A 21,100-nucleotide genomic window follows, 5' to 3' on the forward strand; every position below is an offset into this window, starting at 1 on the left:
ATCTGCTATCGCCATAATGAAAAAGAGTTACGCATGAAAACACTAAAAAACTGGGTATTCCATCAGCAAACCGCTGATCGGATTGAGTTACTGGTTGATGATAGGCATATTTTCCAACTTTATGTTCTTGAACCCGGCCTATGTCGGGTATTAATTAAACAGGATGGAAAGTTACACCTGAACCGTACCTGGAGTATTGCGCCGCAGCAGGATGTGCCGTGGCAGGGGCGGTCGCGTGAAAGTACGGATGGATTTAGTCTGCCAGGATTCTCCTTGCGGCAACAGGATGGTGAATTGCAACTCAGTACTGATCGCCTGCGAATAACGATTCATCAGCCTTTGGGGCTGGAGTGGGAATATTGCGATTCGCAGGGCGAATGGCAGCCATTAGCCGCCGATCGGCCGACCGGTGCGTATCTGCTGAATCAACATGGTGATGGCGTTGAGCATTATCAACGCCGTTTCCCTGAAGATCATTACTATGGTTTGGGAGAGAAAAGCGGCGATCTCAATCGGACGGGCCGTCGGTTTGAATTCCGTAATCTGGATGCAATGGGATATAACGCGGCAACGACGGATCCGCTCTATAAACATCTTCCCTTTACCATTACTCACCGTAGAAACGTCAGCTTTGGTGTTTTTTATGACAATCTCAGCACGACATGGCTCGATTTGGGCAATGAAATCGACAATTACCATCAGCCATACCGACGCTATCAGGCGCAAGCCGGCGATCTGGATTACTATCTGTTTCTCGGCCCCCAAATTCTGGCGGTGACCAAAGCATTTGTCCGGCTGACCGGGAAAACCCTGTTCGGACCTAAATGGAGTCTGGGATACAGTGGCTCAACGATGCACTATACCGATGCGCCTGATGCGCAGCAGCAGCTAATGAAGTTTATCGCGCTGTGTCAACAACACGATATTCCCTGTGATTCGTTTCAACTCTCTTCCGGATATACTTCGATCGGTAGCAAGCGCTATGTTTTTCACTGGAACCGGGACAAAGTGCCGAGCCCGCAGATTATGTCGCAAGCCTTTCATGATGCGGGCATCAAACTTGCCGCTAATATCAAACCTTGCCTGTTACAGGATCATCCGCGGTATCAGGAGGTCGCCTCACAAGGGTTGTTCATCCGTGATGCAGATTGCGACTCTCCCGAACGTTCCAGCTTCTGGGATGATGAAGGTTCTCATCTCGACTTCACCAATCCGGCGACGGTGGCATGGTGGCAAGAGAACATCATGGTTCAACTGTTGGAAAATGGCATAGATTCGACCTGGAATGACAATAATGAATTTGAAGTCTGGGACAAAGAGGCTCGTTGTCACGGGTTTGGTGAAGAAATTGCCATCAAACATATCCGACCTGTTATGCCATTACTGATGATGCGGGCCTCACTGGAAGCTCAGCAACGTTTTTCCCCACAGTTACGTCCTTATCTGATTTCCCGCTCTGGCTGTGCCGGAATGCAACGTTATGTCCAGACCTGGAGTGGCGACAATCGTACCAGTTGGCAGACGCTGCGTTATAACACCCGTATGGGAATTGGAATGAGCCTGTCGGGGTTATATAACATCGGCCATGACGTTGGGGGATTCTCCGGGCATCAACCGGATGCGGAACTGTTTGTGCGTTGGGTACAAAATGGGATTATGCATCCACGCTTTACCATTCATTCGTGGCATGACGATGGTACGGTCAATGAGCCGTGGATGTATCCGGCGGTAACACCGATCATTCGTGATGCCATCATGCTGCGCTACCGATTGTTACCGTACTTTTATACGTTGTTGTGGCTGGCCAGCGCCGAAGATGAACCGATGCTGCGAGCGACCTTTCTCGATCATGAGCATGATCTACAGACGTTTGTCGAAACCGATGACTTCATGTTGGGACGGGATCTGCTGGTTGCCAGTGTGGTGGAACCGGGACAACGGCAACGTCAGGTTTATCTGCCGGATAATGAGACCGGCTGGTATGAATTTTATAGTGGCCAATGGTACAGCGGAGGGCAAACGATAACACTGGATGCGCCGTTGGAACGTTTACCGTTGATGGTAAGGGCCGGGGCTATGATTCCGATTGCTGCACGGACGCGCTTTGTTTGCCAGGCCGATGATGACCAGCGAGCGTTTTTGGTATTCCCACCACTTGCCGCAGGGCAACAGCGTGGCGTGTTGTTTGAGGATGATGGAGAAACCCATCACTGGCGGCAGGGGGATGCATTATGGCTGCACTGGGAAATGACCTGTGATAGCCAGCGTATTGATGTTTGTTTCACCCCAAAGGGCAATTTCCATCCGGCTTGGCAGCAAATTGCGCTGCAATTGCCACCGGGAGAAAAACGGCAACTGTACATTAACTCGCGTAAAACTGATTGTTATTCTCTCTGAGTAATAGTCCATTGTTGTAGAGAAGCGCGTTACGCTGGCATAGGTCAACGCGTTTCTTATTCCAATTGCAGTTGTAAAATAGAAAGTTGCAGGTTTATCAATATGATCGTCGGCGTTATTATCTGAGATAATGAGAGAGATTAACCGGCTTATCGAGGATGAAAAATGCTGGATAGCACACAATTACATTATTATCTCCAGAGAATTGGCGTTGATTCACTGCCCTCAGAACCATCATTGTTATTACGAACTTTGCATATCGCCCATCTCAGAAATATCCCGTTTGAAAATCTGGATGTGGTTTTTAAAAGAAAGATAACATTGAGTCAATCCGCCATTTATAAAAAGGTTATTGAAAATGGACGCGGCGGTTTCTGTTATGAACTGAATTATGGTTTCTATCTGTTATTAAAAACCCTGGGTTTCACTACGCAGTTGTTATCTGGCCGGGTATTTAATGTTGAAGGATATGGCGCTTATTTTGACCATCTGCTTTTACTGGTTGATCTGGATAACCAGACGCTCATCGCTGATGTAAGTTTTGGTGATTCATTTTGTATTCCGCTTTTACTGGATGGAACGGTTTCTCATGAAGATGCCGCGAGCTATAAAATTATTCCTTTTGATGATGGCTATCAGTTGTTACAAAAGAAACCGCATGCCGACTGGGCACCGTTGTATATTTTTGATTTGCATTCCTGGCAGTTGGATGATTTCGCGGTTATGGCCGATTATCACCAAACATCCCCTCAATCGTTGTTTACGAAAAAATCGATTTGCAGTCGGGTAACGGAAGATGGTCGAATAACGTTGTCGGATAATCAATTAATTATTACGCGGCAGGGCAACAGAACTGAAGACGTCATTACGGATTGTAGCCGTTATATTGAGTGCTTAAGCCACCATCTCGGAATCCGTTTGCCGGAAGATTATAACGTTCAGCACTGGTTCGATTCGTTAGCTTCTCCATTATGAAATAATTCACACCTGCAATTGGCAAAAAACTCAGTTCACGGTATAAGGCGTTCAGACTCCATAGCCTGAACGCCTGAGAGAATGACAGAAGCTGTAGTCGCCATTGGCGTTAGCCAGCTAGTTTGGTTCATGCTTCCCGGAACACAATTTCCGCCCAGCGGGCCAGGCCTGCGGTGACAGAACCGAAATCATCGCCACTGGCAATCGGGATGCCGGGCAGACACTGCTGTACGGCGTCGCGCAACAGCGGTGAACGGGCGCTGCCGCCGGTCAGGTAAATGACATCCGGTCGGGTCTGTCCGTCTTTCTGCACCAGCGCAATCTGCTGTTTGATATGTTCCAGCGGCTGGACAATCGCCTCTTTCAACTGACTAGTGGAGATCCGGGTTGTCAGATCGGGTGCAATGAAGGGCAAATCAGCCAGTGTGGTTTCACTCGCCGAAAGCGCAATCTTGTGCTCTTCAGCCACACGTACCAACCGATAACTCAGCTTTTGTTGCCAGACGGTCAATAATCGTTTTACCTGCTCAGGTTCGCGGGCGTCACGAATCAGGTCGCGCAGAAGCTTCCCACATGCCGCACTGTAAAATTCGCTTTGCGCCGGTACATCATTAATGGCAACGGCATTCCACCAAGGCAGAATCGGCAATGCTGTCCCTTTTTCCGTGCTGCCATTCATCCCGAGCAACGGGCAAAGTTGTTTGAAAGCCAGCATAATATCCAGATCGTTACCACCAACCCGGCAGCCGCTGTGCCCGAGCAAACTCTGCTGACGTTCGTGTTTCTGATGCCAGTTTGGTCCCATCAATAGCATTGAGCAATCGGTAGTACCGCCGCCGATATCCACTACCAGCACGCGTTTCTCTTCGTGCAGCGTGGCCTCAAAATCCAGCCCGGCGGCGACCGGTTCAAATTGAAACACCACATCCTGAAATCCGGCACGTTGTGCGGCCCGCGCCAGAATACCTTGTGCTTGCTGGTTGGATTCTTCGCCGCCAATACCTTGAAAATTAATCGGACGACCAATTACAGCACGATGAATGTTATCACCGAGCTGTAGTTCAGCCTGTAGGCGGATATGCAGCATCATGGCGCAGACCAGGTCTTCAAACAGAGCCACCTGTTGTGCTTTCAAGCCAATGGCGCCAAGAAAGGACTTAGGCGATTTAACAAACCAGACTTCTTGCGGGTCGTCCATATAGTGTGACAGTGAGGCTTGGCCAAACTGAACACTGCCGGAGTGAACGTGAATATCCTCTTCGCGGTTAAGGTTGATCGCCCGCTGTAATAATTGCGCATTTTCCCCGTCGGCAGGCACCTGATGGTGACGCCATAGCCATTCACTGACGGCTTCTCGCATTGGCGCACAAAGCATCGACGGCATATAGGGTGAACCGTTTTCCAATGGAAGTAGCCGTGGCGTACCCTGGTTCATTACCGCGACAGAGCAGTTTGCCGTGCCATAATCAAAACCTACAAACATTGTTATATCCCCATGCCATTAGAGAAGGGGCGGGAATTTACCGCTTTGAGGAGGCAGTTGTAAAGATGGATGACTGATAAATGTCTGTTTTGATAATAAGGTGTCAGAGGGTTGCACTTAGGATGTACGTTCACCGAGGCTTGTTTATCGTTGTAGCGTGTCTTCAATCTACGGTTTATCCAGCCATGTTTTTACTAATTCAGCAAAAGGCATGGGTATTGAAAACAGATAACCCTGTAGAAAATCAATTTTTCTGCTGGAAAGGAACTCAGCCTGAAATTCAGTTTCTACGCCTTCGGCGATAGTCACTAATCGCATTTTCTGTGCCATATCAATGACGCAGTTCACCAGTACGCTGGCTTGCGGGTCTTCTCGATTAATCATACTGACAAATGATTTATCAATTTTGATGATATTTACTTGTAGCTTTCTGAGATAGTCAAAATTTGAATATCCGGTACCAAAGTCATCCAGTGCGATCAAAATACCTGCTGCACTCAGCTTTTTGAAAAATGAAATGGTTTCCGGGGTGATATCAATTTTTTCACGTTCGGTAATTTCAACCATCAACCGAATTTTTTTATCACCGAGCGCGTCCATGAAATTCTGGCAATCGGTGATAAAACCATCGTATTGGCAATGCTGTGCGCTGATATTAATGCCAATGTGTAAGCCGTCGGGCAGTTTATCCAGATAAAGACTGAGATCCTGGATGACACGGTTCATTAGCGACTGCGTCAAAGGAATAATCAGACCACTTTGTTCGCACAATGGAATAAATACGTCCGGAGATATAATTCCTGTTCGGGGATGATTCCACCTGGCCAGCACCTCAAAACCATATATTTCGCGTGACTCGGTGGTTATCACCGGTTGATAGAAAGGAATGATTTCCTGATTTCGAATGGCCCTTTTTATTTCATCATAAGGTGATTTGCTTTGTGTTAAGTATTTATAAGTCAGACCCCCGGAACTGAGTGAAATCAGCAGAATAACCAGAAATGTCATTTTTTCCTGACGCCAGAAATCGTTAAGCGAATAGTCATCGGTGGAAGAGAATAAAACGGCAAAATGATATCGGTTGGAAGGGATGATAACAAAATTACGATGATTATCCGGATCGAATGACATCACTTTACCGTCAACGGAAATCCAGGTATAGCCAGCCTGCATATACAAGCTCCGCCGCTTACTGAGAAAATTAAGTACGCTGATGAGGGGAGGGACATGAATGCCTATTCCCACACTACCGTTGGCGGTGGTTTTCAGGTACATCAACAAAGGGGTATTTGGTGTAACCGTGTTGCCGGCTAATAACGCCAGTTGCCCTTTATAAAAACGTGCCAGCATCGCCGGGCGATGGTCTACACCAAATAACGAGGAACAATAAACCACATTGTCTTTAATCAGGCTTACGGTTCTCAGATGACTCTCTCTGGCCGCCATCATATTGAGCTTTCTGATGACGTCGGGGGTACAGGATCGCCCCAGCAAGGGGATGCTGAGTTCAGCCGTCTGTTGCGCTTCATTAATAACCGTTTCAATATTATTGACAGCTTTCTCGGCATTAGATACCGCTAATTTATAATCAGCCTGATAATCCTGATAATAAATAACCCCCACCCCGATGATTAGCATCGTTAAAAAGGTTAAAGAAGCAATTAGTTTATTCATCTATTCATGGCCTCTACTAACCTTCTTGTCTTGCTATATCGGCGTTTGTAACGCCGACTTGAATTGAACCATGATAGTTTTGATGAAAAACGTCATACTGCGCAAGTGTGTTGTGCCATATTCCCCAGAAGATTGTCGATAAATTCAAGACGTTGCTGGCGGGCAGTCAAATCCTTGATAAATTTTAACCGTGCAGGGCCATCCAGCCGATAAACCTTGGGTTCCCGTTGTAGTAAACCAATCAGGTGTGTGGGATCAACACAGTTATCTTGACTAAATTCGATAAAACCGCCTTTTTCGTTACTTTCAATTCGTTTAATTCCAAGCTTATGTGCCTGCTGGCGTAGCGCGGCAATCTGCAGCAGGCTGCGGGTGGCATCTGGCAGTTGTCCAAAGCGATCAATTAGCTCGACTTTTAGCTCATCCAGCTCGTTTGCTTGTTTGGCGCTGGCGATACGCTTATAGAACGAGAGCCGGGTATTTACATCCGGGATAAAGTCATCAGGCAAGAGCGCCGGCAAGCGTAGCTCCACATCGGTCTGACTGCTGATGAGATCTTCCAATGAGGGTTCGCGGCCTGCTTTGAGCGATTCGACGGCGCTTTCCAGCAGTTCCATATACAGTGAAAATCCGACACTTTCCATCTGGCCGCTCTGATCTTCCCCCAGCAATTCACCAGCACCACGAATTTCCAAATCGTGGGTGGCCAGCGCAAAACCGGCGCCCAAATCTTCCAACGAGGCAATGGCCTCGAGGCGTTTGTGTGCATCGACACTCATTGCTTTGGGATTCGGTGTCAGCAGATAGGCATATGCCTGATGGTGGGAGCGCCCCACGCGTCCGCGTAACTGGTGCAATTGTGCCAGACCAAAATGGTCGGCCCGCTCGATGATGATGGTATTGGCGCTGGGAATGTCGATACCGGTTTCAATAATAGTAGTACATACCAGCACATTGAAACGTTGATGATGGAAGTCATTCATGACGCGTTCCAGATCGCGTTCACGCATCTGACCATGCCCGATGGTGATGCGAGCTTCCGGCACCAGTTCATTCAGGCGTTGCGCCGCCTTTTCAATATTTTCGACATCGTTATAGAGGTAATACACCTGGCCACCACGCAGAATTTCACGCAGGATAGCTTCCTTCACTACCAGACTGTCATATTCACGCACGAAAGTTTTCACCGCCAGACGTCGCGCCGGCGGGGTGGCGATAATAGACAGATCACGCATACCACTCATTGCCATGTTTAGCGTGCGGGGAATTGGCGTGGCGGTCAGTGTCAGGATATCCACATCGGCACGCATAGCTTTAATGCGCTCTTTGTGTCGTACACCAAAGCGGTGCTCTTCATCTACGATCAACAGGCCGAGATCGTGCCAGTGCACATCACTCTGCAACAGCTTGTGGGTGCCGATCAGAATGTCGACTTTCCCGTCCAGTGTCTGTTCCAGTATCTTGGCTTGTTCACGTTGGCTGCGGAAACGTGAGAGCATCTCGATTTTTACCGGCCAGTTGGCAAAGCGATCGAGGAAATTGTCATAGTGCTGCTGAGCCAGCAGTGTCGTAGGTACCAGCACCGCAACTTGTTTATGGTTTTCTATGGCCAGAAACGCGGCACGCATAGCCACTTCGGTTTTACCGAATCCCACATCACCGCACACCAGACGGTCCATCGCCAGTGGACGGCACATATCACTCAATACCGCGTTGATGGCTTGTTCCTGATCGGGTGTGGTTTCAAACGGAAATCCCTGACAGAACAACTGATACTGCTGTTTATCATGCTTAAAGGCAAAACCGCTCTTGGCGGCGCGCTGTGCATAGATATCCAACAGCTCGGCCGCGACATCGCGTACTTTTTCTGCTGCTTTCTGTCGGGCGCGCACCCAGGCGTCGCCGCCCAGCTTGTGCAGTGGCGCACTGTCGTCGGCACCGCCAGCATAACGACTGATCAGATGCAGGGAGGATACCGGAACATAGAGCTTGTCTGCTCCGGCGTAATTCAGAATCAGATATTCAGCTTTGATGCCACCCGTTTCCAACGTAGTCAGACCAGCATAGCGTCCAACACCATGCTCCAGATGAACTACCGGCTGACCGGGACGTAACTCGGCCAGATTACGGATCAGTGTATCGGCATTGATGGTACGTCGATTATCTTGACGCCGACGGCTGACGCGTTCGCCCAGCATATCGCTTTCGCAGATCAGCGCTCGTTGACGTAGCGTGTCAATAAAACCGTGTTCGCTGGCTCCAATCAGTAGATAAGGGCCTTTGGTTTTAGCCTGTTCCAAACGGGTAATAGGAGAGGGTGCCAGCTTGATGCGGGACAGCAGTTCTTGCAAGGTTTCACGGCGGCCTTCGCTTTCTACGGAGAAGATAATCTGACCAGTAAACTGTTCCACAAAGCGGCGCAACGCATCCAGCGGAGCCTTGAGCTGATGCTGGACTGCGAGATCGGGCAGAGACTGGTAGCCCAGATTCACGTTAGCGGTTTTGTGTGGCAGTGTATCGGTACGCAGTTGTATGCGTGGCCAGTTTTTCAACTCCCCGAACAATGCGTCAACCGGTAGCCATAATACGTCGGGCGACAACAACGGACGCATGGGGTCAATGCGGCGGTTTTCAAAGCGCTGCTGGATATCCAGCCAGAAACGTTCCGCACTTTGTTGGATATCGCCACTGTTTACGATCAGCGAGTTATCCGGAAGATAGCTGAACAACGAGGGTAAAGGCTGGTTGAAAAACAGGGGTTGCCAGTACTCAATGCCCGCTGGCCAGCTATTTTTACTGACTTGCTGGTAGATATGTTCGGCATCACGGCGGACATCAAACTGTTCGCGCCACTGACTACGGAACAGCTCAATTGCTGTTTTGTCAGTCGGAAATTCATGTGCGGGCAGCAGGTTAATATGGTTGACTTCACTCAGTGTGCGCTGGGTATCGATATCAAACAGACGCAGACTATCGATTTCGTCGTCGAAAAAATCGATGCGGAAGGGTTCTTCACTTCCCATCGGAAACAAGTCCAGCAAGGCTCCCCGGGTGGCAAACTCACCATGTTCCATCACTTGGTCGACACTGCGATAACCCGCTTGCTCCAGTTGTGACCGTAACTTGTCCCGTGACAGGCGCTGTCCTTGTTTCAAGACCAGCGCATGACCATGCAGGAACGAATGCGGGCATACTTTCTGCATCAGGGTGTTGATCGGCAGAATCAGTACGCCGCGTTCCAATGTTGGTAACTGATACAGTGTGGATAAACGACTCGAGATAATTTCCTGATGAGGAGAGAAGCTATCGTAAGGAAGCGTTTCCCAGTCAGGCAGTGTGATGACCGGATGTTCGGTAAATTGCTGAACTTCATCCCGTAACCGCAAGGCATTTTGCATATCAGGGGCGATGAGCACGACCAACCCGGTATGGCGTTCAATGATTTCGGCACATTCTACGGCGCAGGCAGCGCCAGTCAGTTGTCCCAGCAGGCGTTGCTCACCCATTTTGCATGGCAACGTATAACGATATTGTTCAGGCATAATCTGATTATCAGGTCTCAGCCTCAGTATCCGTCAAGAAAAAGCCGGAGAGAGAGGTAGTTAGGGTTCCATAAAGCGGTGCTACCCTTTATTATCCTTGATCACTTTGCTTTAGCAACCTCATCCAGACGGATTTCATGTATCAACCTGTCGCTTTATTTATTGGCTTGCGCTACATGCGTGGGCGGGCCTCGGATCGTTTCGGGCGTTTTGTTTCCTGGCTGTCAGCTATTGGCATCACGCTGGGGGTAATGGCGTTAGTCACCGTGTTATCCGTTATGAACGGATTCGAGCGAGAGCTGGAGAACAATATCCTGGGGCTGATGCCGCAGGCGCTTATCACCACTCCCCAGGGGTCACTTGACCCGAAAACACTACCTGCTTCCTCGCTTGACAGTCTGAAGGGGATAAAACGTATTGCCCCTTTGACCACCGGTGAAGTGGTTTTGCAGAGTGCCCGCAGTGTGGCGGTCGGCGTGATGCTGGGTATTAATCCTGATGAACCGGACCCGTTGTCTTCTTATCTGGTTAATACCCGGCAGCAACAATTACAGCCAGGGAGTTATCAAGTGATTCTTGGCGAGAAGTTGGCGAGCCAACTAGGGGTGAAGCGAGGCGATCAACTGCGTCTGATGGTGACCAGCGCCAGCCAACTGACACCGATGGGGCGTATCCCGAGTCAGCGTTTGTTCACTGTCGCGGGTACCTTCGCCGCCAATAGTGAGGTAGATGGTTATGAACTGTTGGTTAATCAACAGGATGCTTCACGTCTGATGCGCTACCCGCTGGGCAATATTACCGGCTGGCGTCTGTGGCTTCAGCAACCATTGAGTGTCGATACGCTCAGTCGGCAGACACTGCCGCCTGGGACGGTGTGGAAAGATTGGCGGGAACGTAAGGGCGAATTATTTCAGGCGGTAGGAATGGAGAAAAACATGATGGGACTGTTGCTCAGCCTAATCATCGCCGTTGCCGCTTTTAATATCATTACTTCACTGGGGTTACTGGTGATGGAAAAACAGGGCGAGGTTGCCATCCTGCAAACGCAGGGGCTGACCCGAGGTCAGATTATGGCGGTATTTATGGTACAGGGTGGTAGTGCCGGGATTATTGGCTCACTATTGGGGGCGTTGTTAGGCATGTTGCTGGCCAGCCAGCTTAATGCATTGATGCCAATGTTGGGGTTGTTGATTGATGGTGGTGCACTGCCGGTCATGATCATGCCGGAACAGGTGGCGGTTATTGCGTTGATCTCAATGCTGATTGCGCTGCTTTCCACGCTTTATCCTTCCTGGCGCGCGGCCGCCGTACCTCCTGCTGAGGCTTTACGTTATGAATAATTCATTTTTATTGCAGTGTAACCGCCTGTGCAAACGCTATCAGGATGGAAAACTGTCTACCGATGTGCTGCGCGATGTCTCTTTTGAGATGCGCGGCGGGGAAATGATGGCTATCGTCGGCAGTTCTGGTTCTGGTAAAAGTACGCTGCTGCATTTGCTGGGAGGATTGGATTCTCCCACTTCGGGAGACGTTATTTTCAAGGGTAAAGCACTGGATAAACTCTCTTCTGCCGCCAAAGCTGGGCTTCGTAACCGGGAATTGGGATTTATTTATCAGTTTCATCACCTGTTGCCGGATTTTTCTGCGCTGGAGAATGTTGCCATGCCGTTACTAATCGGCAAGGTTGCCCCTGGGGAGGCGAAAGAAAAGGCCCTTGAAATGCTGGCAGCGGTAGGTCTGGAAAAACGGAGTCAACATCGTTCTTCCGAGCTTTCCGGTGGCGAACGCCAGCGGGTTGCCATTGCTCGTGCACTGGTTAACAACCCGTCGTTAGTGCTGGCAGATGAACCGACCGGCAACCTTGATCAGCATACTGCGGATACCATTTTTGAGTTATTGGGTGAACTGAATGTGCGTCAGGGGACGGCATTCCTGGTCGTGACCCATGACTTGCATCTTGCCGGTCGTCTGGGCCGTCAACTGGAGATGCGTGATGGTCAGTTGCAGTTGATGGGAGCGCAACAATGACGTTTCCTCCGCTCTCCCTGCTGGTTGGTTTGCGCTTTAGTCGTGGCAGACGGCGTAGCGGCATGGTGTCACTGATTTCGGTGATTTCCACCATCGGTATTGCTCTGGGGGTCGCCGTCCTGATAGTGGGGCTGAGTGCGATGAATGGCTTTGAGCGCGAATTGAACAATCGCGTTCTGGCAGTGGTGCCTCATGGGGAGATTGAGCCAGTTAATCCACCTTTTCTCGGGTGGCAGGCACTATTGCCGAAAATTGAGCAGGTGCCGGGGATTGTAGCTGCGGCACCTTACATCAATTTTACCGGTTTGCTGGAAAATGGCGCTAATTTGCGGGCCATTCAGATGAAAGGCGTCGATCCCCAGCAGGAAAAACGTCTCAGTGCGTTGCCGAATTTTGTCTTGAATAACGCCTGGTCACGGTTTCATTCCGGTGAACAGCAGGTCATCCTGGGTAAAGGCGTTGCTGATTCGCTACATGTTAAAGCGGGCGATTGGGTGACGGTCATGATTCCCAATAGCGATCCACAGATGAAGCTACTGCAACCCAAACGTATTCGTTTACACGTCAGTGGTATCCTGCAATTGAGTGGGCAGTTGGATCACAGCCTGGCGCTGGTGCCACTGGCAGACGCGCAACAGTATCTGGAGATGGGGGATAATGTTACTGGTATTGCGATTAAGGTCAAAGATGTGTTTGCCGCTAACAAGCTGGTGCGGGATGCTGGTAAAGCCACCAATGATTACGTCTATATTCGCAGTTGGATCGGTACCTATGGCTATATGTACCGTGATATTCAGATGATCCGCACTATTATGTATCTGGCGATGGTGCTGGTGATCGGTGTGGCCTGCTTTAACATCGTTTCAACGCTGGTCATGGCCGTGAAGGATAAAAGTAGTGATATCGCGGTGTTGCGTACGTTGGGTGCCGGAGATGGACTGATTCGTGCCATTTTCGTCTGGTATGGTTTGCTGGCGGGATTGCTGGGCAGTGTTGTCGGTGCGGTTATCGGCGTTATCGTCACGTTGCGGCTAACCGCGATTATCCGCGGTATTGAAGCATTGATCGGGCATCGTTTTTTATCTGGTGATATCTATTTTATTGATTTCTTGCCGTCTGAACTGCACATGACTGATGTGGTGAGTGTGCTGGTAACCGCGCTGCTTTTGAGCCTGATCGCCAGTTGGTATCCGGCTCGCCGGGCCAGCCGTATTGATCCTGCCCGGGTATTAAGCGGACAATAATCATCGCAGCAGCAGGCAACCGTGTTGGAGGGGGCAGTAATGTATTACGGTTTCGACATGGGTGGCACTAAAATAGAGATGGGCGTGTTTGATGCCAACTTGCAACGTCTATGGCAACGACGGGTGCCAACTCCGCGAGACAGTTATGAAGAACTGTTGCGGACGGTTATCACGCTGACGAAAGAAGCTGATGCTGAGATAGGCAGCCCCGGCAAGGTCGGCATCGGTGTGCCCGGTATTCAGGCTGGCGGAAACGGCGCGTTATTTACTGCCAATCTACCTGCCGCCATGGGGCGCCCGCTACAGGCTGACTTGAGTCAACGGTTGCAGCGTGATGTCAGAATCAGTAATGATGCCAACTGTTTTGTCCTCTCCGAAGCCTGGGATGAAGAGTTTCGGCGTTATCCGGTGGTGCTGGGTATTATTCTTGGCACGGGGATGGGGGGCGGACTGGTAATTAATGGCAGATTAGTTAATGGTTATAACGGTATCACGGGTGAGTTTGGCCATTTCCGCCTGCCATGTGATGCGCTGGATGTTCTTGGCGTTGACATCCCGCGCCAGCCCTGTGGTTGTGGGCAGACCGGATGCGTAGAGAATTATATCTCTGGCCGCGGTTTTGAGTGGCTATACGCGCATTTTTACCGGCAACCGCTGTCAGCCCCGGTGATTATCCAGAATTATCGCAACGGTGAGACTCAGGCGATGTCGCATGTGGCGCGCTTCATGAATCTACTGGCTATTTGTCTGGGCAACCTATTGACTATCTTCGACCCACATCTACTGGTGTTGGGTGGCGGATTATCCAATTTTGACGAGATTTACCGGCAATTGCCGGAGCAGCTTCCTTCCCACCTGATGCCGATAGCGCGTTTGCCACGGATTGAAAAGGCGCGCTACGGCGATGCCGGTGGGGTTCGCGGAGCAGCCTTGCTACACATAGTGGGGGAATAATGAAGGAGCTTTTATGCATACGCGTAAGCGATTAAACCGTTTTCATCAAGGGAAACGTATGCGCCAACAGCGTTTGCGTGCCCGTATTTTCCATATTGATTATCTGGCGAGTAATGATGTGAAAAAACCACGCGTTGTCGTGCTCACCGGCGCCGGGATCTCTGCCGAGTCAGGTATTCGCACTTTTCGCGCGGTGGATGGCCTATGGGAGAACCACCGGGTTGAGGATGTGGCGACACCGGAAGGTTTTCAGCGTGATCCGCAACAGGTTCAGAATTTTTATAATGAACGCCGGCGTCAGTTACAACAGCCGGAGGTGATGCCTAATGCGGCCCATCTGGCGCTGGCTAATCTGGAAGCCATGCTGGGTGATAACTTCCTGTTGGTGACGCAGAATATTGATAACCTGCATGAACGCGCTGGTAGTAAGCGGGTGATCCATATGCATGGTGAATTGCTTAAGGTGCGTTGCAGTCAAAGTGGTCAGGTCTTCGACTGGCCGGGTGATTTATCCGTCGAGGAGCGTTGCCACTGTTGTCAGTTTCCAGCACCACTACGTCCGCATGTGGTCTGGTTTGGCGAGATGCCGCTAGAAATGGACCATATCTATCACGCATTGGCGAAGGCTGACTATTTCGTCGCTATTGGCACGTCCGGACATGTTTATCCGGCAGCTGGCTTTGTGCATGAAGCCCACTCTCACGGTGCTTATACCATTGAAATGAATCTGGAACCCAGTCAGGTAGAAAGTCAGTTTGATGAGAAGATTTATGGTCCGGCCAGTCAGATAGTGCCGGAATTTGTCGGTGCCTGGCTCAGCCGGCGTAAGCGTATCGTATTCTGAGCTATCTCTATCTGTTCAAAATGGAACCCGAGGTTTAATGCTGGTCAGTGATGGCCTGTCGATAACCCGGGTTCCTTGTTTATATCCCGGTCCAGTAACAGAAAACAACATCGCGAGCCTTAACATCTCAGTGTTCGTTTTTGTCCGGTTGCTCAGGTAACTGCCGACATTCACAGGTCTGGTCAAAAGGAAGGTTACCCGCGTGATTGTAGAAGCAGAATTCGCATTCTCCACAGTCTGGCGTTTTCTTTACCATTGATGGCTTCGGCTCAGTTTTTCCCCGCAGGCGGCGGAAAGTTTGAATCAGAAATGTCAGCATAATGCGGCCTCACTGACTTTAGTCATCATACCCGAATAAGAGATCCGCTGATGGAGTCTCTCCCATACCAATAAGGGTAGCCGATATTTCAGGATGCCTACTGCATCCGCTATCAAATCAGGACAACAAGCGCCATTTTGAGGGCTGAAAGGAAAAAACTCCGCCTAATTGATGATGCAATATAGATGAGTTGCATGCCATTATCTTGATTCATATGTAGATATACGCATGATTACGGTAATACTCCTAATTTTTAGGGCCATAATAAATTATGCACTCCGCTGGCAGGTGTTATACCCAACTGAAACAGCAGCAACAGATTCGTGCTCGTTGGCAGATAGCCGGGCTGTTGTTGTTCATGTTGGTTGTGTTGATGGTGAGCTTGTGTGCGGGTGACCGGTGGATCTGGCCATCGCACTGGCTTGATGATGGGCAATCATTGTTTGTCTGGCAACTGCGGTTACCCCGCACGCTGGCCGTGATGCTCGTGGGCGCTAGTCTGGCGATGAGCGGTACGGTGATGCAGGCCATTTTTGACAATCCACTGGCGGAGCCCGGATTACTGGGTGTTTCTAACGGTGCTGGCGTGGCGTTAGTGCTAGCTGTGTTACTGGGGCAAGGTCAGTTACCCGTCTGGATACTTAGTCTGTGTGCAATAGCCGGCGCACTGCTGGTGACGTTTTTGTTGCTGAATTTTGCCAGAAAGCGGGTATCCAACGCTCGTTTGCTGTTGATCGGGGTGGCGCTGGGGATCATTTGCAGCGCTATCATGACCTGGGCGGTTTATTTCAGTACCAGCCTGGATTTGCGCCAGCTCATGTATTGGATGATGGGCGGGTTCAGTGGCATTGACTGGCGTTATGGCTGGTTGATGCTGGTGCTGGTACCGCCGATCATCTGGCTGGCGAGGCGTGGGATGGTGCTGAATCAATTGGCCTTGGGGGAGATTCAGGCCAGGCAGCTTGGTGTGTCTGTATATCGCTGGCGTAATGTTATGGTTCTGGTGATCGGCGCCCTGGTAGGACTCAGTGTCGCGTTGGCGGGGGTGATCGGGTTTATTGGTCTGGTGATTCCGCATATTTTGCGCTTGTGTGGTCTGACGGATCAGCGTTATTTATTGACCGGATGTGCATTGGCTGGTGGGAGTGTTCTGATGTTGTCGGACACGGTAGCCCGGGTTGTGCTCATCTCCGCTGAACTGCCCGTTGGGGTTGTGACGGCAACGCTCGGTGCACCGTGGTTTATCTGGTTGTTATTACGCAACAAGGCGTGATGGTTTTCAGCCCGTCAGTTAGAAACATTGGTTTAATAATACACCGGTATTAGCAATACACCGGTTCAACAATAAACAGGAATAGATAATGAGCAACGATTTATATTCGATTCCCCTGCGAACTATTGATGGTCGTGAGACGACGCTGGCAGATTGGCAAAACAGCGTGATTCTGGTGGTGAATGTGGCTTCCCAGTGTGGGTTGACGAAGCAGTATGAAGGACTGGAAGCGTTGTATGAAACCTATAAAGCCCGCGGATTTGTGGTGCTAGGTTTCCCTTCCAATGAATTCGCCGGGCAGGAGCCAGGCAGCGACGAAGAGATTCAGACGTTCTGCCGTGGCACCTTCGGCGTGCAATTTCCGATGTTCAGCAAGATTGAAGTCAATGGCATGGGACGTCATCCGTTATACCGTTTACTGATTGAGGCTCAGCCACAGGCCCTCCGGCCAGATGACAGTGAATTTTACGAACGACGTATAAGTCGGGGACAGGGGCCAGCGCATGCCGAGGATATTTTATGGAATTTCGAAAAATTTCTGATTAATCGACAAGGGCAGGTCATTCAGCGTTTTTCACCGGATATGACCCCGGACGATACCATGATCGTCAATGCCATCACTCGGGCGCTGGCAGAGTAACCATGTCAGTCACATCGTTGTTGCGGCTGGAACAAGCCGGTGTCAGGCAACGTTTGTTGCCGGTGGATGCGGAGTGCCACACAGGTGAATTGCTGCACATCATCGGCCCGAATGGCGCAGGGAAGAGTACCTTACTGGCGTTGATGGCCGGATTAATTGAAGGATGCGGCGAAGTGGTACTGGCAGACAAACCGCTGTCACACTGGTCTGGTCGCGATTTGGCACTGCTGCGTGCCTATTTGCCGCAACAGCATCCGCCAGTTGCGCTGATGCCGGTTTTTCAGTATCTCTGGCTGCATCAGCCGCCATTGAACAACATTGCCGGGATTGATGATGTGGTACAGATGCTGGCCGAACGATTGATGTTGGCAGATAAGCTACAGCGTTCACTAACACAGCTTTCCGGTGGTGAATGGCAGCGGGTGCGGCTGGCTGCGGTACTGTTGCAGGTTTGGCCGTCGGTTAATACCTCGGCGCGATTATTGCTGCTGGATGAACCAGACACCAGTCTGGATATCGCCCAGCGGGTTGTGTTGGATGAGCTTTTGTCTGAACTGTGTTACGCCGGTATTGGTGTGGTGGTGTCTACCCATGATTTGAATCATAGCCTCCATCACGCTGATCGTATCTGGTTGATGGCTGATGGAAAGCTGGTCGCACAAGGGAAAACCGAAAAGGTCATGCAGCCGGAGACATTGTCACCGGTTTTTGGTGTCATCTTCCAACGACATAGTGTTGACGGACATCACTGGATGATTACCCGCAGTGCCTGACCCAGGAGGTCTTATGCGTATAAAGGCGATAAAAAAACATCTGTTTCTTTGCCATTACGAACGCTAATAAATTGATATAGTTGACTATGGTTATAGCAGGCGATTTGTTCTGGCACCTAGTGCAGGCAAACCTTACGACTATTCGACAGACATGAGAGTAGACGCATGATCCTGATCCGCTGGAGATATTGTCTATTATTGGCAAGTTTAGCGCTGGTGGGCTGTAGCAGCCATGTGCCACAACAGAGCGCGCGTTTGAGTAATTCAGCGGAAGTCGTGATTCAACTGGATGATCAGTTGTCGCAATGGCAGGGAACGCCTTACCGGTATGGCGGTCTGGATCACCGAGGTATTGATTGCTCTGGTTTTGTCTATCTGACATTTCGTGATCGTTTTGGCCTGATATTACCGCGTTCCACCGAGGGGCAAACCGAGATCGGTACGCCAGTTGATCGTGATGATCTGCTTCCCGGCGATCTGATTTTTTTCAAAACCGGCAGTAGCGGTAGTGGGCTGCATGTAGGAATTTATGACACTGATGCTCAATTTATTCACGCTTCTACCAGCAGAGGCGTAATACGTTCTTCTCTCGATAATGTGTACTGGCAACGGGCTTACTGGCAGGCTCGTCGTATTTGATTGTGGTTATGGTCGGTTCTTTTTCTGCATGGAGTGGTTATGTCGTCGTTGCGTTTATTGCTCTCTACGTCGTTTGATCCCTGGTTTAATCTGGCGGTGGAAGAGTGTATTTTCAGGCAAATGCCATCAACGCAACGGGTCCTGTTTCTATGGCGTAACGCGGAAACGGTAGTGATTGGTCGGGCACAGAATCCGTGGAAAGAGTGCAATACCCGACGTATGGCAGAAGATGGGGTCAAACTGGCGCGGCGCAGCAGTGGTGGTGGGGCGGTCTTTCATGATTTAGGGAATACCTGTTTTACCTTTATGGCGGGCAAACCCGAATATGACAAGCGAGTGTCTACCCACATTATTTTGGATGCGCTGGTCATGCTGGGAATCGAAGCTACGGCGTCCGGGCGCAATGACCTGGTGGTGCCAACGGCTGAGGGGATTCGGAAAATTTCTGGTTCTGCTTATCGTGAAACTCGAGATCGGGGTTTTCATCATGGGACGCTATTGTTAAATGCCAATCTTTCCCGTCTGGCCGATTATCTCAATCCTGATGTAAAGAAACTGCAAGCAAAAGGTATTGCTTCTGTTCGTTCTCGCATTGTTAATTTGGTGGAATTGTTACCAGAGATCACTCATGAAAATGTTTGTCAGGCAATTACAGAAGCCTTTTTTCGTTACCATCAAGTTCGTTGTGAGCCGGAGTTGATCTCCCCGGCGGCATTACCCGATCTCCCAGGGCTGGAAGCGCAATTCATAAAGCAAAGTCGCTGGGAATGGAATTTCGGTCAGGCACCGGATTTTACTCATTCTCTGGATACCCGTTTCTCGTGGGGCGGAGTGGAACTGCATTTTGACATCGAGCGGGGTGTCATTAGCCGCTGTCAACTTTTTACCGACAGCCTTAATCCTGAACCACTGGAAACACTGGCCGGTAGATTAAAGGGGAAGGCATATCGTCCTGATGAACTAACGAAAATCGGTAGAGAAATGGCATTGCAATACCCACAGCATCAGAGTGAAGTTGTGCAGTTAATTGACTGGCTAAGTGAAAGTATTCGTTAAGAAATAGAAATGGTTATAGGCATTTTGTCAGATAAGCGAAAAAAAAATTGTGTTATTCTAAAATTGAACTATAAATTATTAGTGATTTTTTTTCGTAAAATGGGTATTCGCCGAAAAAGGAGCAAGGTTATTAATAATGTCTTTTCGCCTTTAATACGGCAGACGATGGAGCGACATCTTTTTCTAAAAGAATGATATGGTTAATAATCTTTAAATTTATATGGGAGTGGTTTTAGCGAATCGGACTAGGCTTAATATTAATTAGGTCTGCCTGTGTTGACAGGTTTCACTTAACTTTTGGCTATGACACTATGCGTATCCGGCTTGAGATTGATTATATCAGCAAGTATCTGTTTTCTCCTATTTATAGCTTAGCGTCAAAATTATATGCAGTAGAAATTATAGGTCGTTTTCATAGCGTATCAGGTAACCTGGCCATGCCACAGGAGATCCTGATGGGAATGTTGAACAGAAAACAGAAAGAAACACTGTTAACGGAACAGTTGTCGATTATTAAAAGTAAATCAGATTGGTTTAGGGATAATCAAATTCTTTTACTATTAAAAATAGACTACGGTCTGTCAGAGTTTCTGATTGGAAATGAGCAGATCAGGAATGAATTACAAGCGCTTACATTTGTACAACTTGAGATTAATGAGACTTTCCCTAACTTATCTCAGGGTAAAGAAAGTCGGAGTATCTCTGAATTAAGCGCATCCTTTGATTTGTGGCTGGATAATTTTGGTTCAGGTCAAAGCAATTTGAAACCACTTTATGATGGGCTGATGCATAATGTGAAGCTGAATCCTAATTTTGTCTGGAAATTATTATCCCGTCCGGTTTCTGTTTCTATGATGAATCCTTTATTAAATGTTATGAAAAAACATTGCCACTCATTAACTGTGGTTGCCAAAGGCATTGATAATATAGATTATCTGGAAAAGGCTTATCGCCTGGATATTAATGCGGTACAGGGTGACCTGTGGCCTGCTGTACCATTGGAGCAACTAGAGAATCAGCTATTACCTTCCGTTTGCTATGGTTAGTAGCGGGTTGCCGTATTTCATTTGCACCATAGCATTTATGGCAATATCCCTATTGTTAATCAGTGTTAATTTCCCCCGCGTAGTTTTACACTCTCGGTAATAACCATATGGCTCAGTTGATGAACTGAGATACCTGGAGTGATCATGGTGTGAAGTATCTATGATGTAAGGAACACCTCACACTATGTTTCCCCTATCATCAACGTATGTGGA

General features: G+C 49.3%; 16 protein-coding genes. 13 read left to right on the forward strand and 3 right to left on the reverse strand.

The annotated features are described in order from the left end of the window. Positions 1–33: 33 nt before the first annotated feature. Positions 34–2,397, forward strand: a complete 2,364-nt coding sequence (locus tag CWC46_RS11875; protein ID WP_021016359.1) for a glycoside hydrolase family 31 protein — start codon at positions 34–36, stop codon at positions 2,395–2,397. A gap of 165 nt (positions 2,398–2,562) precedes the next feature. Further along, positions 2,563–3,372: an arylamine N-acetyltransferase family protein gene (locus tag CWC46_RS11880; RefSeq protein ID WP_021016358.1), complete on the forward strand. Its 810-nt coding sequence runs from the start codon at positions 2,563–2,565 to the stop codon at positions 3,370–3,372. A gap of 127 nt (positions 3,373–3,499) precedes the next feature. Here the strand turns inward: CWC46_RS11880 and yegD are convergent, their stop codons facing one another. The 3 genes from yegD to mfd all read right to left on the reverse strand — a co-directional run bounded on the left by yegD (position 3,500) and on the right by mfd (position 10,071). After that, positions 3,500–4,855, reverse strand: a complete 1,356-nt coding sequence (yegD, locus tag CWC46_RS11885) for a molecular chaperone (RefSeq protein WP_021016357.1) — start codon at positions 4,853–4,855, stop codon at positions 3,500–3,502. 168 nt (positions 4,856–5,023) lie between these two features. After that, entirely contained in the window at positions 5,024–6,529 is a 1,506-nt protein-coding gene (locus CWC46_RS11890; protein ID WP_021016356.1) for an EAL domain-containing protein, read from the reverse strand. Between the two features lie 92 nt (positions 6,530–6,621). Further along, positions 6,622–10,071 (reverse strand): transcription-repair coupling factor, encoded by a 3,450-nt coding sequence (mfd, locus tag CWC46_RS11895; protein WP_021016355.1) that lies wholly within the window; start codon positions 10,069–10,071, stop codon positions 6,622–6,624. Positions 10,072–10,208: 137 nt separating this feature from the next. On the opposite strand from mfd, the gene lolC reads away from it, so the two are divergent. The 11 genes from lolC (at position 10,209) to CWC46_RS11950 (ending at position 20,887) form a co-directional block, all read left to right on the forward strand. Further along, positions 10,209–11,411 (forward strand): lipoprotein-releasing ABC transporter permease subunit LolC, encoded by a 1,203-nt coding sequence (gene lolC, locus CWC46_RS11900; protein WP_021016354.1) that lies wholly within the window; start codon positions 10,209–10,211, stop codon positions 11,409–11,411. Beyond that, positions 11,404–12,099, forward strand: a complete 696-nt coding sequence (gene lolD / locus CWC46_RS11905) for a lipoprotein-releasing ABC transporter ATP-binding protein LolD (RefSeq protein ID WP_021016353.1) — start codon at positions 11,404–11,406, stop codon at positions 12,097–12,099. Before lolC ends, lolD begins: the two co-directional genes overlap by 8 nt. After that, complete coding sequence (gene lolE, locus CWC46_RS11910; protein WP_021016352.1) at positions 12,096–13,343, forward strand: lipoprotein-releasing ABC transporter permease subunit LolE; 1,248 nt, start codon at positions 12,096–12,098, stop codon at positions 13,341–13,343. Before lolD ends, lolE begins: the two co-directional genes overlap by 4 nt. A gap of 39 nt (positions 13,344–13,382) precedes the next feature. After that, on the forward strand, positions 13,383–14,297 hold the full coding sequence (gene nagK, locus CWC46_RS11915) for an N-acetylglucosamine kinase (RefSeq protein WP_021016351.1): 915 nt from the start codon (positions 13,383–13,385) through the stop codon (positions 14,295–14,297). 13 nt (positions 14,298–14,310) lie between these two features. Beyond that, positions 14,311–15,141, forward strand: coding sequence for a Sir2 family NAD+-dependent deacetylase (gene cobB / locus CWC46_RS11920; RefSeq protein ID WP_021016350.1), 831 nt, complete (start codon positions 14,311–14,313; stop codon positions 15,139–15,141). A gap of 590 nt (positions 15,142–15,731) precedes the next feature. Continuing rightward, positions 15,732–16,733 carry a vitamin B12 ABC transporter permease BtuC gene (gene btuC, locus CWC46_RS11925; protein ID WP_021016348.1) on the forward strand — a complete coding sequence of 334 codons (1,002 nt, stop codon included), beginning with the start codon at positions 15,732–15,734 and terminating at the stop codon, positions 16,731–16,733. 88 nt (positions 16,734–16,821) lie between these two features. Beyond that, positions 16,822–17,373: a glutathione peroxidase gene (locus CWC46_RS11930; RefSeq protein WP_021016347.1), complete on the forward strand. Its 552-nt coding sequence runs from the start codon at positions 16,822–16,824 to the stop codon at positions 17,371–17,373. Positions 17,374–17,375: 2 nt separating this feature from the next. Beyond that, on the forward strand, positions 17,376–18,146 hold the full coding sequence (gene btuD, locus CWC46_RS11935) for a vitamin B12 ABC transporter ATP-binding protein BtuD (RefSeq protein ID WP_021016346.1): 771 nt from the start codon (positions 17,376–17,378) through the stop codon (positions 18,144–18,146). Positions 18,147–18,311: 165 nt separating this feature from the next. Next, positions 18,312–18,785, forward strand: coding sequence for an NlpC/P60 family protein (locus CWC46_RS11940; protein WP_021016345.1), 474 nt, complete (start codon positions 18,312–18,314; stop codon positions 18,783–18,785). 39 nt (positions 18,786–18,824) lie between these two features. Continuing rightward, complete coding sequence (locus tag CWC46_RS11945) at positions 18,825–19,841, forward strand: lipoate--protein ligase (protein WP_021016344.1); 1,017 nt, start codon at positions 18,825–18,827, stop codon at positions 19,839–19,841. A 311-nt stretch (positions 19,842–20,152) separates the two neighbouring features. Beyond that, complete coding sequence (locus CWC46_RS11950; RefSeq protein ID WP_021016343.1) at positions 20,153–20,887, forward strand: EAL domain-containing protein; 735 nt, start codon at positions 20,153–20,155, stop codon at positions 20,885–20,887. Positions 20,888–21,100 lie beyond the last annotated feature (213 nt).

The organism is Prodigiosinella confusarubida, from assembly GCF_002847015.1.
Lineage (GTDB): Bacteria > Pseudomonadota > Gammaproteobacteria > Enterobacterales > Enterobacteriaceae > Prodigiosinella > Prodigiosinella aquatilis.

What these genes read in the sequence shown, in the direction of transcription:
- btuD (WP_021016346.1), top strand. Translation starts at nt 17,376, where the DNA reads ATGTCAGTCACATCGTTGTTGCGGCTGGAACAAGCCGGTGTCAGGCAA.
- lolD (WP_021016353.1), top strand. Translation starts at nt 11,404, where the DNA reads ATGAATAATTCATTTTTATTGCAGTGTAACCGCCTGTGCAAACGCTAT.
- lolC (WP_021016354.1), top strand. Translation starts at nt 10,209, where the DNA reads ATGTATCAACCTGTCGCTTTATTTATTGGCTTGCGCTACATGCGTGGG.
- btuC (WP_021016348.1), top strand. Translation starts at nt 15,732, where the DNA reads ATGCACTCCGCTGGCAGGTGTTATACCCAACTGAAACAGCAGCAACAG.
- cobB (WP_021016350.1), top strand. Translation starts at nt 14,311, where the DNA reads ATGCATACGCGTAAGCGATTAAACCGTTTTCATCAAGGGAAACGTATG.
- CWC46_RS11880 (WP_021016358.1), top strand. Translation starts at nt 2,563, where the DNA reads ATGCTGGATAGCACACAATTACATTATTATCTCCAGAGAATTGGCGTT.
- CWC46_RS11890 (WP_021016356.1), bottom strand. Translation starts at nt 6,529, where the DNA reads ATGAATAAACTAATTGCTTCTTTAACCTTTTTAACGATGCTAATCATC.
- CWC46_RS11945 (WP_021016344.1), top strand. Translation starts at nt 18,825, where the DNA reads ATGTCGTCGTTGCGTTTATTGCTCTCTACGTCGTTTGATCCCTGGTTT.
- lolE (WP_021016352.1), top strand. Translation starts at nt 12,096, where the DNA reads ATGACGTTTCCTCCGCTCTCCCTGCTGGTTGGTTTGCGCTTTAGTCGT.
- yegD (WP_021016357.1), bottom strand. Translation starts at nt 4,855, where the DNA reads ATGTTTGTAGGTTTTGATTATGGCACGGCAAACTGCTCTGTCGCGGTA.
- mfd (WP_021016355.1), bottom strand. Translation starts at nt 10,071, where the DNA reads ATGCCTGAACAATATCGTTATACGTTGCCATGCAAAATGGGTGAGCAA.
- CWC46_RS11940 (WP_021016345.1), top strand. Translation starts at nt 18,312, where the DNA reads ATGATCCTGATCCGCTGGAGATATTGTCTATTATTGGCAAGTTTAGCG.
- CWC46_RS11930 (WP_021016347.1), top strand. Translation starts at nt 16,822, where the DNA reads ATGAGCAACGATTTATATTCGATTCCCCTGCGAACTATTGATGGTCGT.
- CWC46_RS11950 (WP_021016343.1), top strand. Translation starts at nt 20,153, where the DNA reads ATGCGTATCCGGCTTGAGATTGATTATATCAGCAAGTATCTGTTTTCT.
- CWC46_RS11875 (WP_021016359.1), top strand. Translation starts at nt 34, where the DNA reads ATGAAAACACTAAAAAACTGGGTATTCCATCAGCAAACCGCTGATCGG.
- nagK (WP_021016351.1), top strand. Translation starts at nt 13,383, where the DNA reads ATGTATTACGGTTTCGACATGGGTGGCACTAAAATAGAGATGGGCGTG.